Consider the following 14749-nt stretch of genomic DNA (forward strand, 5'->3'; position numbering starts at 1 on the left):
ACACCATGACGCTTTCACATCTGAAAACCCCCGCGTTCCGCTCCCTGCTGGCCGCTGCCGTGCTCACGGTGGTCGCCGCCGGCGCCAACGCCCAGCAGACCCAGCTCAACCCGCAGGCCAAGCGCATCAGCGATGAAGCCATCCATGCCGACCTGGAATCCTACGAGGCCACCCAGGGCCGCATCCAGGCGCTCAACGACGGTGGCCGCCCGATCCGCGACTACCACCTGTCCAAGGCGCAGTGCTGGCTGGACGTGTCCTTCCACGAATACACCCGCAACGACCGCAGCGCGTTCCCGCAGGAAGCACTGACCGAGTCGGAGAAGCTGATCGTGGACATGGAGAACGGCGTCTCGCCGATCCCCACCGACACCGCCCTGGTGAACGACGCCAAGTACCTGCGTGCCGACCTGTGGCAGCGCCTGAAAGTCATCCACGGCACCCCGGGCTTTGCCTGCGCCGCGCAGAAAGTGGCCTGCGGTGAAGTGGAGCTGGTGCATGCCGGCAACGAGTTCAACCAGCAGCAGTGGCGCCACTCCAAGCCGTACATCCAGATCGCCGAAGATCTGGTCAACGAAGCCGAAACCGCCGCGCGCCTGTGCGGCGTGGACCCGGCAGGCCCGGTGGCACCGCTTGCGCCGGCAGCGGGCCCGCTGATTGCCAACGTGCTGTTCGAGTTCGACCGCAACGGCTACAAGGACATCCGCACCTACTCGCTGGAAAGCGTGGACCGCGCACTGGCCACCATCGCCGCCGAGAAGCGTGAACTGGCCGGCGTCGCGCTGGTCGGCCATGCCGATCGCATGCAGGGCAAGGGCTTCGACCACAACCAGGCCTTGTCCGAGCGTCGCGCCGCGACGGTACGCGAGGTGCTGATCGGCCGCGGCGTCCCTGCCGACAAGATCCGCTTCGAGTACCGCGGTGACACCCAGCAGGTACAGCAGTGCGAAGGCGTCAAGCCCCGCGCCGCGCTGCTGGAATGCCTGCTGCCGAACCGCCGCGTGGAAGTGCGCTTCGAGCTGGCGCAGTAAGTTTCAGGCCAGTGTTGAACTCAGAACGCCCCGGCAATGCCGGGGCGTTCTGTTTTCGCGCCTTCGACGGCGAAGCAGCGGCAGAGGGAGCAACGCCGCCGCTTCTACCCGCTCCCTTTCGCGCAGCGCGGCGAAGGAGAGGGCGGAGGAAGGGGAGCGCTTGAGCACCGGCCAGCTGCACCCCCGCCCTGCAACCTGATTAGCGTCGAGTCTCAGCTGGGAGCCCCTCTCCCGCGTGCGAGGCGTTCAGTCATGCACGAGCCGGTGGCTCGTAAGCCGCATGCCTTCACCCCGCAAACGGGAGAAGGGAGTGATCCATGCCTTCCTGGCTCCCTGGCCGTTCGGCTGAGATTCGACGCTGATCAGGGCCCCGCAAAAGCCCCACCCAGCCGGAATGGCTACACTGGGCCGCTCCTTTCAACGGGTACGCCCTTGGTCTCCAGCTGGATCCTGCTCCTGGTGTCACTCGGTTACGCCGCGCTGCTGTTCGGCGTGGCGTGGTGGGGTGACCGCCGCCCGATGTATCCGGACCGCCCGTGGCTGCGGCCGGTGGTCTACAGCCTGGCGCTGGCGGTGTACTGCTCCTCGTGGACCTTCTATGGCGGCGTCGGCACCGCCGTGCGTTACGGCATCGGCTATCTGCCCATTTATCTGGGCCCGCTGCTGATGCTGGCGTTCGGCTGGCGCATCATCGAGCGGCTGGCGCTGATCGCCCGCACCGAGAATGTGGTTTCCATCGCCGACTTCATTTCCTCGCGCTTCGGCCGCTCGCGGCGCTTGGCCGCATTGGTCGCCTTGATCGCGCTGATCGGCGTGGTGCCGTACCTGGCGCTGCAATACAAAGCGGTTGCGATGAGCCTGCAGGTGCTCAGCGGCGATGCCGGCGGCAAGGGCGTGTTCACCGACCCGGCGCTGTATGTGGCCTTGTTGATGGCCTTGTTCGCCATCCTGTTCGGCACGCGCCAGGTGGATGCCACCGAACACCACCACGGCATGATGCTGGCCATCGCGCTGGAGTCGATGATCAAACTGATCGCGATAGTCGCGGTGGGCGTGTTCGCCTACCTGTTGATCTCCGATCGCGGCGAGTCGGTGGTGCGCTCAGCACGCACCTTGTTCGAGGGCATGCCGCCGGTCGGCTTTGTCTCGCAGACGCTGCTCAGTTTCCTGGCGTTGATCTGCCTGCCACGCCAGTTCCATGTCGCGGTGGTGGAATGCGGCAATGCCGGTGACGTACGCCGCGCGCGCTGGATGTTTGGCGGCTACCTGGTGGTGATCTCGCTGATGATCATCCCCATCGCCACCGCAGGTGCGACGCTGTTCGGCACCGGCCTGGCCTCCGACGACACGCTGGTGCTGGCACTGCCGATGTCCGAAGGCAGCATGGCGTTGGCCCTGGCCGCGTATGTGGGCGGCTTCTCGGCGGCGACCGGCATGGTCATCGTGTCGTCCATCGCGCTGGCCACCATGATCAGCAACGATCTGGTGATGCCGGTGCTGCTGCGTCGCAGTGGCGATCATCGCGAAGCGGCCAGCGTTGCCTCGCGCGTGTTGTGGATCCGCCGCATGGCGATCCTGTTGTTGGCGCTGGTGGCGTACGGCTATTACCGCGGCAGCAACAACGACACCATGCTCGCCACGTACGGCTTGATGGCGTTCGCGGCCGTGGCGCAGTTCGCGCCCGGTTTGATCGGTGGTCTGTATTGGCGCGGTGCCAGCCGTCGCGGTGTGGAGACCGGCATGCTGGTCGGCTTCGGCGTGTGGATTTACACGCTGCTGATTCCGGCATTGAGTCACGGCGGCTGGTTGAGCGGCGAATTGCTGCAGCACGGGCCATTCAATATTGAATGGCTGCGCCCGGAGCAGCTGTTCGGCCTGGCCGGTTGGGATGCACTCACCCACGGCACGTTCTGGTCGCTGCTGCTCAACACCGCCACCATGCTGCTGGTTTCGATGCGCTGGCGACCCGATGTCGCCGAGCGCCTGCGTGCGGCGCCGTTTCTTGATCCGTATGCCAAGCGCCCGGTGGTTGCCGGCGACTGGCCGGCGCACGTCAAAGTGCGTGACTTGTTGGCGTTGGCCACGCGCGTGATCGGCGACAGCCGCGCCCGCCGTTCCTTCATCGAACAGGCACAACTGCTACAACGTGATTTCCTGCCCTCGGCTGCTGCCGACCGCGTGTGGGTGCAGTTCACCGAACGTCTTCTGGCCGCGTCCATCGGTGCGGCGTCGGCACGCTTGTTGCTGACCAGCTTGTTGCGTGGCTCGGGCATGGACCTGGGCGAAGTGGTGGCGGTGCTGGATGAAGCCGGGCAAGAGTTGCGCTTCAACCGCGAGATTCTGTCCACCACGTTGGAGAACATCAGTGCCGGCGTCAGCGTGGTCGATCCTGAGATGCGGCTCACCGCATGGAACCGTCGCTATCAACAGATGTTCGGCTATCCCGACGGCATGCTCTACGTCGGTCGGCCCGTCGCCGATCTGATTCGCTACAACGCCGAGCGGGGTGAGCTGGGCTCGGGCGATACCGAAGTGCAGATCAATCGGCGCATCGGCTACATGCGCGCCGGTTCGCCGCATGTGTTCGAGCGTACCGGCGCCGACGGCAAGGTGATTGAACTGCGCGGGCAGGCGTTGCCCGGTGGCGGTTACGTCACCAGTTACAACGACATCACCGATTTCAAACAGGCTGAGCAGGCATTGCTGGAAGCCAACGAAACCTTGGAACAGCGCGTCGCCGAACGCTCGCAGGCGGCCGAGGCCGCGCAGCAATCCAAGACCCGTTTTTTGGCCGCGATCAGTCACGACGTGCTGCAGCCACTCAACGCTGCACGCTTGTTTGCCTCGGCATTGCGCGACAGCCTGCACGAGACCGACGAACAACGACACTTGGCCGAACGCGTGGACGCCTCGTTGCGTGCCGCCGAAGAACTGCTCGACGGCCTGCTCGATGTGTCGCGTCTGGATGCCGGCGGCCTGCGCCCGACCATCACCGATTTCGATGCCAGCGTGCTGGTTCGCGAAATGGCCGCGCAGTACACGCCGATCGCAGCCGGGCGCGGTCTGCGTCTGCATGTGTTCGCGCGCCCGGCATGGGTGCGCAGTGATCGCCGCTTGCTGCGTCGCGTGCTGCAGAACTTCATGGCCAACGCACTGCGTTACACCCGCACTGGCCGCATCGTGTTGGGCCTGCGCGTGCGCGGCGAGCAGGTGGAGCTGCAGGTGTGGGATACCGGCCCGGGCATTCCCGAGCACCACATGCAGCAGATCTTCAAGGAGTTCCATCGCTACCAGCAGCCGTTCGACTGGGGCGAGCAGGGCTTGGGTCTGGGCCTTTCCATCTGCCAACGCATCTCGCGCCTGCTTGACCACGGCTTGAATGCACGCAGCCAGATCGGCCACGGCAGCATGTTCTCGATCACCTTGCCGCGTGTCGCCGCACCTAGCTTGCCGCAAGCCGTCGCCAAGCAGATTTCCGCATTCGGCGGTGATGATTCATTGGCCGGCATGCGCGTGTTGTGCGTGGACAACGATCAGGAAATTCTCGACGGCATGCGCGCCCTGCTCGGTCGCTGGAAGGTGGAAGTCATCGCCGCCAGCACCGTGGACATGGCGTTGAAGAAAGTAGCCGAGGAGCCGGACGTGATGCTGGTGGATTACCACCTGCACGACCGCCTGGACGGCCTCGACACGCTGGTTGCCCTGCGCGAAGCCGCAGGCCGCCCGCTGCCTGGCGCCTTGCTTACCGCCGACGGCCGCGACGAACTCAAGCGCATGGCGCGCGAACGCGGCTACCGTGTGCTGACCAAACCGGTGAAGCCGGCATCGCTGCGTGCGTTCCTCACCGCATTGAATGACCCGCGCCGGCGCCAAGGCGGCGCGTAGCAACGCAGGCGCACTATCGGAGCGGCGTAGGAGCAACGCAGGAGCGACTTCAGTCGCGAAACCACGAATCGCTCCAAAGCCGACGAAAGCAGTGCACCTCCGAAGTCACGGCTCGCTGCAAGAAGCGAGCCCTCTCCTGCGCGACGCGCAAGGGAAGGGGGTTTCTGCTTTTGGCGTTGCTTCTGCTTCAGCACTCAACCCCAAAAACAAACCTCACCCCGCCGCACTCAAATGCTCATAAAGAATCGTGCAGCCGATGATGATCAGGATCACGCCGCCTACGATTTCCGCGCGCTTGCCGGCCAGCGTGCCCAACACGCGGCCAAGCATGATGCCCAGCGTCACCATGGTCAGCGTGCACAGGCCGATCACCAGCGCGACTACACCGATATGCACATCCAGAAAGGCCAGGCCCACGCCAATCGCCATCGCATCAATGCTGGTGGCAAAGCCGGTGGCGGCCAGCGCCCAGAAACCGTGTCGCGGCTTTTCATCCGCCGCATCATCGGCTTCCGCATCGTCCGGTTTGAGCCCGGCAACGATCATGTGCACGCCCAGCGCGCCGAGCAGCACGAAGGCGATCCAGTGATCGAACGCTTCCACATACTGCGAAGCGGCACGGCCCAGCAGCCAGCCGATGATCGGGGTGATGGCTTCGATGACGCCGAAGATCAAACCGGCGCGCAGTGCGTCGACGAAGCGCGGTTTGCGCATGGCAGCGCCCTTGCCGACCGCAGCGGCGAAGGCGTCGGTGGACATGGCAAAGCCAACAAGCAGGATGGAGAGTGGGGACATCTGGGGTACCGGGTCGGGCGGACACAAACGGCACACGGCACGCCCAACCTGAAGTTGCGCACGCGTGCCGCTGGTCTCGCCAACCGGGTCTGGCTGCCCACGCCACGGCGCAATGGCCGAGTATGTTGACGTGGGCGCTTCCAATGCTGGAAGCAGGCTACTCCCCAAGGGAATGCGGATTGTAGCAGCACCATCATCGCCGGGCGTTCAGGGCACCATTCAGCCTTGTGGCGTGCGGCAGCAGTGCAAGTCGCGAAGCGGAAAGCAGCTCCGCCAAGAAACAACGCATCAACCCGTAGCACGCACGAGCCAGCGACTCACGCACAGCGCAGACAAGGAATGCGGCAAGTGAGACAGGCACCGCCGCAGGCTGGGATGAAATTCCAGCCGTTTGTCGAAGGATCAATGCAGCACAGGGATTTCATCCCAGCCGACGAAGCCCGCCAGGCAGCGTGGCTCAGTCTTCTTCCGGCGGCAGCACGATGGCGTCGTCGTCGATGGCGAGCTTGCCGGCCATCAGCACCGCCTGGGTGCGATTGGTGACGCCGAGCTTGCGCAGGATGGCGGTGACGTGCGCCTTGATGGTGGCTTCGGAAACGCCCAGGTCGTAGGCGATCTGCTTGTTCAAGCGGCCCACGCCCAGCATCTGCAGGACGCGGAACTGCTGTGGGGTCAGCTCGCGTAGACGTTGGCCAACTTCGCGTTCTTCGTGATCGGTCGGCGGCACGTTGTGCGCCTCGGCCGGTGCCCAGCGCTCGCCATCGAGAATGGTGCCCAGCGCGTGGCCGATGGTGTCCGAATCGGCGGATTTCGGGATGAACCCAAACGCGCCGTGATCCAGTGCGCGGCGCATCACCGTGGGTTCCTCGCGGGCGGAGACCACCACAATCGGCAACTGCGGGTGCAGCGAGCGCAGATGCACCAATGCATTGAAACCCTGCGCCCCGGGCATGTTCAGATCCATCAACACCAGGTCGGCATCGGGATGCTGTTCGGCCAGCGTATACAGCGCTTCCACGCTATCGGCCTCCAACAACTGCACGCCGGGAATGACACGTTGCACCGCGCCCTTGAGGGCTTCGCGGAACAGCGGATGGTCATCGGCGATCAGAAGGGTAGGCATGGGGTTAAGACAGGGAACGGGGAATGGGGAACCGGGAATGAAGCAGTGCAGTGGCAGCAGGTTTGGCCGCTGCCTCTGCAATATACGGGGAACGGGTGGGGAATGATGTCACTCGGACCGTGCATTCCCACTTCCCTGTTCCCCGTTCCCGGCCTTATCGAACCTTGCGCTCTTCCACCAGTGAGGCAACCACCGAGGGATCGGCCAGCGTGGAGGTATCGCCCAACTGGTCCGGCGCGTTCTCGGCGATCTTGCGCAGGATGCGGCGCATGATCTTGCCCGAGCGGGTCTTGGGCAGGCCCGGTGCCCACTGCAGGTGATCCGGTGCAGCGATGGGGCCGATTTCCTTGCGCACCCACACCACCAGTTCCTTGAGCAGTTCGTCGGTCTGCGGCTCGCCAGCGACCAAGGTGACGTAGGCGTAGATGCCCTGGCCCTTGATCTCGTGCGGGAAGCCGACCACGGCCGCTTCGGCCACCTTCGGGTGCGAGACCAGCGCGCTTTCCACTTCGGCGGTGCCGATGCGGTGGCCGGAGACGTTGATCACGTCATCGACGCGGCCGGTGATCCAGTAGTAGCCATCTTCATCGCGACGGCAGCCGTCACCGGTGAAGTAGCTGCCCGGGTAGGTGCGGAAGTAGGTGTCGATGAAACGCTGGTCGTCACCGTACACGGTGCGCATCTGGCCCGGCCAGGAGTCGCGGATGATCAGGTTGCCTTCGGCGGCGCCTTCCAGCGGCTCGCCATCGGCACTGACCAGCGCCGGCTGCACGCCGAAGAACGGCAGCGTTGCCGAGCCCGGCTTCAGGTCGACGGCACCGGGCAGCGGCGAAATCAGGATGCCGCCGGTTTCGGTCTGCCACCAGGTATCGACGATGGGGCAGCGCGAATCGCCAACCACTTCGTAGTACCAGCGCCAGGCTTCCGGATTGATCGGCTCACCGACACTACCGAGCAGACGCAGGCTGGAACGCGAGGTGCGCTTGACCGGCTCGGCGCCTTCGCGCATCAACGCGCGGATGGCGGTGGGCGCGGTGTAGAAAATGGTGACCTGGTGCTTGTCGATCACTTCCCAGAAGCGCGAGGTGTTCGGGTAATTCGGCACGCCCTCGAACATCACCGAGGTGGCGCCGTTGGCCAGCGGGCCGTAGACGATGTAGCTGTGGCCGGTGACCCAGCCCACGTCGGCGGTACACCAGTAGATGTCGTCTTCGCGCAGGTCGAACACTGCTTCATGCGTGTACGCCGCGTACAGCAGGTAGCCGCCGCTGGTGTGCAGCACGCCCTTGGGTTTGCCGGTGGAACCGGAGGTGTACAGGATGAACAACGGATCTTCGGCGTTCATGCGCTCCGGTTCGCACACCGACGGCTGCGTGTCGACGATGTCGTGGAACCAGCGGTCACGCGGCGCCTGCATATCGACCGCACCACCGGTGTGGCGCACCACCAGCACCGTTTCCACGGTATTGGTGCCGGGCAGTTTCAGCGCGGCATCGACGTTGGCCTTCAACGGCACCTTCTTGCCACCGCGCAGACCTTCGTCGGCGGTGATGATCAGCTTGCTGGCGCAGTCACCGACGCGGTCGGCGATGGAGTTGGCGGCAAAACCACCAAACACCACCGAGTGAATCGCACCGACGCGGGCACAGGCCAGCATGGCCACGGCGGCGTCGACGATCATCGGCAGGTAGATGGTGACGCGGTCGCCCTTCTTGATGCCGAGCGCGCGCAGTGCGTTGCCCAGGCGGCAGACGCGTTCGTACAGTTCGCGGTAGGTGACCTTCTGCGCGGGGCTGTCCGGGCCATCAGGCTCGAACAACAGCGCGGTCTTGTCGCCACGCGTGGCCAGCTGCCGGTCCAGGCAGTTGACGCTGACGTTGAGTTCACCGTCCTCGAACCATTTGATGCGGAAATCGTCGAGCTTGTAGCTGACGTTCTTGATCTTGGTCGGCTTTACATACCAGTCCAGACGTTCTGCGGCCTTGGCCCAGAACGCATCGGGGTTTTCCACCGATTCGCGGTACAGCTGTTGATACGTGTTCTTGTCGATCCGGGCCTTCGCGGCGAATGCGGATTCAACGGGATAAACATCAGTCATGGCAACCCTCACCTTTGCACTTGTAACCAATGAATGAGCCATGTCATGCGACATGGCCGGACACCCCAAGTGTGCCGCATCCGCCCCGCATCGCGCTGCCCCCGCTGTTAGACGATGGTCGAATGCGCCGTCACTTACGACTAATGGCGAATAGCCGCCCGCCATCGGCGCCGCGCACCCTGCCCGGGAACGTGCCGCTGCTGCGGTTCACAACGCCGGTCGGGAGAGAGGCTGATCCAATGAATACACATCTTTTGAAAACGGCCCGTCGGCCGCTGGCTGCCGCGGTATTCGTGGCGCTGCTGGTGCCCGGCATGGCCTTCGCCCAAACCGCTAAAGAGCGGGCGCTTGAATCACGCGTGATCGAACTGGAGCGACAGGTGCAGCTGCTGCTGTCGGCGCAGCAACAACAGCAGGGCGTGATTACCCAAACCCAGAATGACGTGGTGCAGGTGCGCGCGGCGCAGGCCGAACGCCCGGCCGTGGCCGCCGTGCCGGCAGGCAAGCAGCCGATCCAGGTCACCAGCATCACCCCGGGCGCAGCACCGGGCACGACCTTCAAATTTGGTGGTTTCATCAAGGCCGACTTCCTGGCCACGCGTACCGGCGATGGTCAGTTGGCGGATGACGCCACCGGTCGCTCGCTGTACCTGCCTGGGCAGACGCCGGTGCACGGTGCCGGCGGTACCGGCAAGGCGTCGGATGTGGATTACAACGCGCACGCCAAGTTCTCGCGCTTCAATCTGGGCGTGGACCATGTCGCCGAAAACGGCGACAAGGCCGGCGCCATGGTCGAGATGGATTTCTTCGGCAACTCGCTGGGCAACCAGACCGCCACCAACACCTACGGCGTCACCCTGCGTCACGCTTACATGTACTGGAACAAGTGGTTGGCCGGTCAGACCTGGTCCAACTTCATGGACGCTGGCGCGATTCCGGAAGCGGTCGACTTCGTCGGCCCGACCGATGGTGTGGTGTTCGTGCGTCAGGCGCAGATCCGTTACACCAATGGCGGCTTGAGCGTTGCCTTGGAAAACCCGGAAACCACCACGCTCACCGGTGCCTTCAATCCGGTGACCGGCAAGTGGAATGTGCCGGCCGTAGCCAACTCCGACCGTGGCTCGATGCCGGACCTGACCGTGCGTTACGGCTGGAAGGGTGACTGGGGCACGTTTGGCGTCGCCGGTCTGGTGCGTCAACTCAAGTTGGACAACCAGCTCACCGGTGCCGACGCCAGCAAGGTGGCCGGCGGCGTCACGCTGGGCGGCAAGTGGGTGATGGGTGACAGCGACAGCCTGCATTACCAGCTGACCGGTGGCGAAGGCATTTCGCGTTACATCGGTTTGGGCATCACCGCTGACAGCGGCTATGACGCCATCCGCGATGAAATCGATCCGACCGGCGTGGTCGCCGCGTATGTGGGCTGGCGCCATGCCTTCAGCCCGAAGCTGCGCACCAACCTGATCTACGCACGCAGCGATTACGACAACAACGCCTCGATCACCGGTGACCTGGTGACCAAGAGCGTGCAGTCCATCCGTGGCAACGTGTTCTACACCCCGATGCCCAAGGTCGATATCGGCGCCGAGCTGATGTACGGCGTGCGCGAAATCGAGAACGGCAAGAAGGGCGATATCAGTCGCTTGCAGTTCACCACCAAGTACAGCTTCTGAATGCCGACGCCGGTGTCGTGATGACGCCGGCGTCATTGCAGAAAACGCAGTACGTCCCATCTCCCTACCCCCACGGGGAGCACTCATGCCAACGCACCGGCGTGCATCGCACGCCAGCGCTGCCGTATTCCCGAAATCTGGAGAATTCCAATGAATGCTTCCGTCGATCCCCGTGTTGAGCGGATCGCTTCCAACCCGAAATACCAACGGTTGCGCAGCACGCGCAACAAGCTGGGTTGGTTCCTGACCATCTTGATGTTGCTGGGGTACTACGGCTACATCGGCCTGATCGCCTTCGACAAGGCCTTCCTGGCCACGCCGATCGGCGCCGGCAAGATCACCACCGTCGGTATTCCGATCGCGTTGGGCCTGATGGTGTTCACCATTCTGATCACCGGTTTCTACGTACGCCGTGCCAACAAGGAATTCGACAAGTTGACCGAAGAGATTGTGGAGGAAGCGCAATGAACCACTCCGTCCTCCGATCGGGCGCCTTGCTCGGTCTGCTGATCGCCAGCGGTGCGGCGATGGCCGCCGGTGGCGACATCGGCCAGACCGTGCGCCAGCCCACCAACTGGACCGCGATCATCATGTTCGCGACGTTCGTGTTGTTCACGCTTGGCATCACCAAATGGGCCGCCGGCCGCACCAAGTCCGCGTCCGACTTCTACACCGCCGGTGGCGGCATCACTGGTTTCCAGAACGGCCTGGCCATCGCCGGTGACTACATGTCGGCGGCCTCGTTCCTCGGCATCACCGCGGCGGTGATGACCAACGGCTACGACGGTTTGATCTATGCGTTGGGCTTCCTGGTGGGTTGGCCGATCCTGACCTTCCTGATGGCCGAGCGCCTGCGCAACCTCGGCCGCTTCACCTTTGCCGACGTGGCGGGTTACCGCTTCCAGCCCAAGCCGATCCGCATGTTTGCCGCGTCCGGCACGCTGGTGGTGGTGCTGTTCTACCTGATCGCGCAGATGGTCGGCGCCGGTGCGCTGATCAAGCTGCTGTTCGGCCTGGACTACTGGATCGCAGTGGCGCTGGTCGGCGTGTTGATGATGGTCTACGTGCTGTTTGGTGGTATGACCGCGACCACCTGGGTGCAGATCATCAAGGCCTGCCTGTTGCTGTTCGGCGTCACCTTCATGGCCGTGATGGTGATGTGGCACTTCAACTTCAGCTTCGAGGCGCTGTTCAGCGAGGCGGTGCGGGTCAAGACCCAGATTGCAGCCAACGGCGGCAAGGGGGCGGAAGAAGCGGCGGCGACAGGCTTGTCGATCATGGGACCAGGCGGCTTCGTCAAAGACCCGATCTCGGCCATCTCGTTCGGCATGGCACTGATGTTTGGTACCGCCGGCCTGCCGCACATCCTGATGCGCTTCTTCACTGTTCCCGATGCAAAGCAGGCGCGTAAGTCGGTGCTGTGGGCAACCACCTGGATCGGTTACTTCTACATCCTGATCTTCATCATCGGCTTCGGTGCGATCGCACTGGTGCTGACCAATCCGGAATATGCGGATCCGGTCACCGGCACGATCCAGGGCGGCCCGAACATGGCAGCTGTGCTGGTTGGCAAGGCCGTTGGCGGCAACCTGTTCATGGGCTTCATCTCGGCCGTGGCGTTCGCCACCATCCTGGCCGTGGTCGCAGGCCTGACCCTGTCCGGTGCATCGGCGGTGTCGCATGACCTGTACGCAACGGTGATCAAGAAGGGCAACCCGCCGGCGGGCTCGGAACTGCGTGTGTCGCGCATGACCACCTTGGCGCTGGGTGTGATCGCGGTGCTGCTGGGTATCGTGTTCGAGAAGCAGAACGTGGCCTTCATGGTGTCGCTGGCCTTCGCCATCGCCGCTTCGGCCAACTTCCCGGTGCTGATCCTGTCGCTGCTGTGGAAGGACTGCACCACCCGCGGTGCGGTGATTGGTGGTTCGTTGGGCTTGGCCTCGTCGCTGATCCTGACCCTGCTGTCGCCGTCGGTGTGGGTGGATACGCTGGGCAACGCCGCCGGTAGCGCGCCGTTCCCGTACACCAGCCCGGCGCTGTTCTCGATGACGATTGCCTTCGTCGGCATCTGGTTCTTCTCGGTGACCGACAAGAGCAAGAACGCACAGGCCGAACGTGCGGCTTACCCGGCACAGCAGGTGCGTGCTGAGACCGGCATCGGTGCGAGCAAGGCATCGGACCATTGATTGCTTGAGTGATTGATGGGTAATGCAAAGGCCGCCTCCGCAAGGGGGCGGCCTTTTTTGTTTGATGCGCGGAGAGCACTCCTCTCCAGCCCGCCCGGCCCGAAGGCGCCGCCTTCGGTCGTTCATCAGGCCGCGCGCCAGTGGCGCGCATGCAGCCCTTCTTCACCCGCCTTCGCTGCGCGAAAGAGAGGGGGCAAAAGCGGCGTGCAAGGGGGGCTGACAGGTCGCGCATTTCGCTCCCTCCCTTTGCCGTAGGCAAGGGGAGGGGGAGCTCCACCGCCTTCGCTCCCAACTTTGCGCAGCGCATCACGTCTGCGCCGCAGACTCCCCTTCACGCACGATCGCACGGAGGTTTACAGTGGCCGCTGATCTTGGGGGAGGCACCATGGATCCACAGAACGATGGTTCAAACAATCTGCAGCCGCATCTGACGCAATTACGTCAGGCCTGGCAGCAGCAACGACCGGATTACACGCAGCGACGCGATGACCTGCAACGGTTGCGCGCGGTGTTCAAGGCGCGCATCGGCCAGATGAGCGAAGCGATTTCCGCCGACTTCGGTCACCGTTCGCACCACGAATCCATCATTGCCGACGGCATGACGGTCACCGGTGAGATTGACCATTTGCTCTCGCACCTGCGCCGCTGGATGAAGCCCGAGCGCATCGGCGTGGGCTGGCGTTTCTGGCCGGCGCGCGCGCAGGTGCGTGCGGTGCCGGTGGGCGTGGTGGGTGTGATCTCGCCGTGGAACTACCCGGTGAATCTTGCGCTGGTGCCATTGGCCACCGCGATTGCGGCCGGCAACCATGTGCTGCTCAAGCCGTCCGAACACACCCCGGCAACCTCGGCGTTTCTGCAGTCGTTGCTGGCCGATGTATTTCCGGCTGACCGCGTGCGCGTGGTGCAGGGCGATGCGAGTGTGGCCTCGGCATTCTCGGCGCTGCCGTTCGACCACCTGGTGTTCACCGGTTCCACCGCGGTCGGCCGCAAGGTGATGGCTGCCGCTGCACAACACCTCACGCCGTTGACGCTGGAACTCGGCGGCAAGTCACCGGCGGTGATCGCGGCGGATTACCCCATCGCTGGCGCGGCCGCGCGCTTGGCGACCGGCAAATGGTTCAACGCCGGACAAACCTGCATCGCGCCGGATTATGTGTTGATCGATGACGGCCGGCTGGATGCGCTGGTGCAGGCGCTGCGCGAACAGGTGGGCCTGCGCTACGGCAACTTCGACGATGCTGGCGACTACAGCCGCATCATCAATGCCGCGCAGTTCGAGCGGCTGAAAGGGTATGTCAGCGATGCGCGCGCGCGCGGGCTGCAGGTGATCGAACTGGCGCAGATCGACGCCGAGCGGCAGCGCCGTGAGCGCTTGTTCCCGCCGACCCTGATCCTGCAACCGGGCGACGATGCCACGGTGATGCAGGAAGAAATCTTCGGGCCGATCCTGCCGATCCGCAGCTATCGGCATCTGGAGGAGGCCATCGCCACCATCAACGGTCGCGATCGACCGCTGGCGCTGTATCCCTTCAGCCACGACAAAACGACGGTGGAGAAGATTGTCGGGCAGACCGTTTCCGGTGGCGTCACCGTCAACGACACGCTGCTGCACTTCGCGATCAACGGCCTTCCGTTCGGTGGCATTGGCGCCAGCGGCATGGGCGCGTACCACGGCCGCGCCGGCTTCGATGCGATGAGCAAGCGCCTGCCGGTGCTGTGGCAGACCAAGCGCGCCGGCAGCGACCTGCTGCGACCGCCGTACGCGCGCGTGGCGCGTTTCATCGACATGATTTCGCGCTGATTGGTAGAAAAAACCGCAGCCAAGCGCAGGGCGCTGGCTGCGGTGACACCGGCACGGGGGAGAGGGAGCCGGGTGTCGAAAAGCGTGGTGAAGCCTGCAGGAAAGCTTGCGATCAAGAAGCCCCTCTCCCGCAAGCGGGAGAGGGGTTGGGGTGATG

At 64.2% G+C, this 14749-nt stretch carries 9 protein-coding genes and 1 riboswitch; of the genes, 6 read left to right on the forward strand and 3 right to left on the reverse strand.

The features are described 5' to 3' along the window. Positions 1-5 precede the first annotated feature (5 nt). Both ACREP4_RS07145 and ACREP4_RS07150 read left to right on the forward strand, forming a co-directional pair. Positions 6-1031, forward strand: a complete 1026-nt coding sequence (locus ACREP4_RS07145; protein WP_431595483.1) for an OmpA family protein — start codon at positions 6-8, stop codon at positions 1029-1031. 432 nt (positions 1032-1463) lie between these two features. Beyond that, entirely contained in the window at positions 1464-4916 is a 3453-nt protein-coding gene (locus ACREP4_RS07150; protein ID WP_431595484.1) for a hybrid sensor histidine kinase/response regulator, read from the forward strand. Positions 4917-5129: 213 nt separating this feature from the next. On the opposite strand, the gene ACREP4_RS07155 is transcribed toward ACREP4_RS07150, so the two are convergent. From ACREP4_RS07155 to acs, 3 genes are all read right to left on the reverse strand, one after another. Further along, the gene (locus ACREP4_RS07155) at positions 5130-5711 is read right to left on the reverse strand and encodes a manganese efflux pump MntP (RefSeq protein ID WP_431595485.1); all 582 of its coding nucleotides are present in this window, start codon (positions 5709-5711) and stop codon (positions 5130-5132) included. A 10-nt stretch (positions 5712-5721) separates the two neighbouring features. Then, positions 5722-5889, reverse strand: a riboswitch (yybP-ykoY riboswitch). 279 nt (positions 5890-6168) lie between these two features. Continuing rightward, complete coding sequence (locus ACREP4_RS07160) at positions 6169-6834, reverse strand: response regulator transcription factor (RefSeq protein ID WP_057634817.1); 666 nt, start codon at positions 6832-6834, stop codon at positions 6169-6171. Positions 6835-6988: 154 nt separating this feature from the next. Continuing rightward, the gene (gene acs, locus ACREP4_RS07165) at positions 6989-8932 is read right to left on the reverse strand and encodes an acetate--CoA ligase (protein WP_431595486.1); all 1944 of its coding nucleotides are present in this window, start codon (positions 8930-8932) and stop codon (positions 6989-6991) included. A gap of 239 nt (positions 8933-9171) precedes the next feature. Here acs and ACREP4_RS07170 point away from each other — a divergent pair, with 239 nt between their 5' ends. The 4 genes from ACREP4_RS07170 to ACREP4_RS07185 all read left to right on the forward strand — a co-directional run bounded on the left by ACREP4_RS07170 (position 9172) and on the right by ACREP4_RS07185 (position 14592). Next, positions 9172-10605 carry a DcaP family trimeric outer membrane transporter gene (locus tag ACREP4_RS07170; protein WP_431595487.1) on the forward strand — a complete coding sequence of 478 codons (1434 nt, stop codon included), beginning with the start codon at positions 9172-9174 and terminating at the stop codon, positions 10603-10605. Between the two features lie 150 nt (positions 10606-10755). Then, a complete protein-coding gene (locus ACREP4_RS07175; RefSeq protein WP_431595488.1) occupies positions 10756-11073 on the forward strand; it encodes a DUF485 domain-containing protein in 318 nt (105 codons plus the stop codon). Then, positions 11070-12791, forward strand: a complete 1722-nt coding sequence (locus tag ACREP4_RS07180) for a cation acetate symporter (RefSeq protein ID WP_431595489.1) — start codon at positions 11070-11072, stop codon at positions 12789-12791. The genes ACREP4_RS07175 and ACREP4_RS07180 overlap by 4 nt, the downstream gene beginning before the upstream one ends. 385 nt (positions 12792-13176) lie before the next feature. Further along, positions 13177-14592 carry a coniferyl aldehyde dehydrogenase gene (locus ACREP4_RS07185; RefSeq protein ID WP_431595490.1) on the forward strand — a complete coding sequence of 472 codons (1416 nt, stop codon included), beginning with the start codon at positions 13177-13179 and terminating at the stop codon, positions 14590-14592. Positions 14593-14749: the final 157 nt, after the last annotated feature.

Source organism: Stenotrophomonas sp., from assembly GCF_050737575.1.
Taxonomy (GTDB): domain Bacteria; phylum Pseudomonadota; class Gammaproteobacteria; order Xanthomonadales; family Xanthomonadaceae; genus Stenotrophomonas.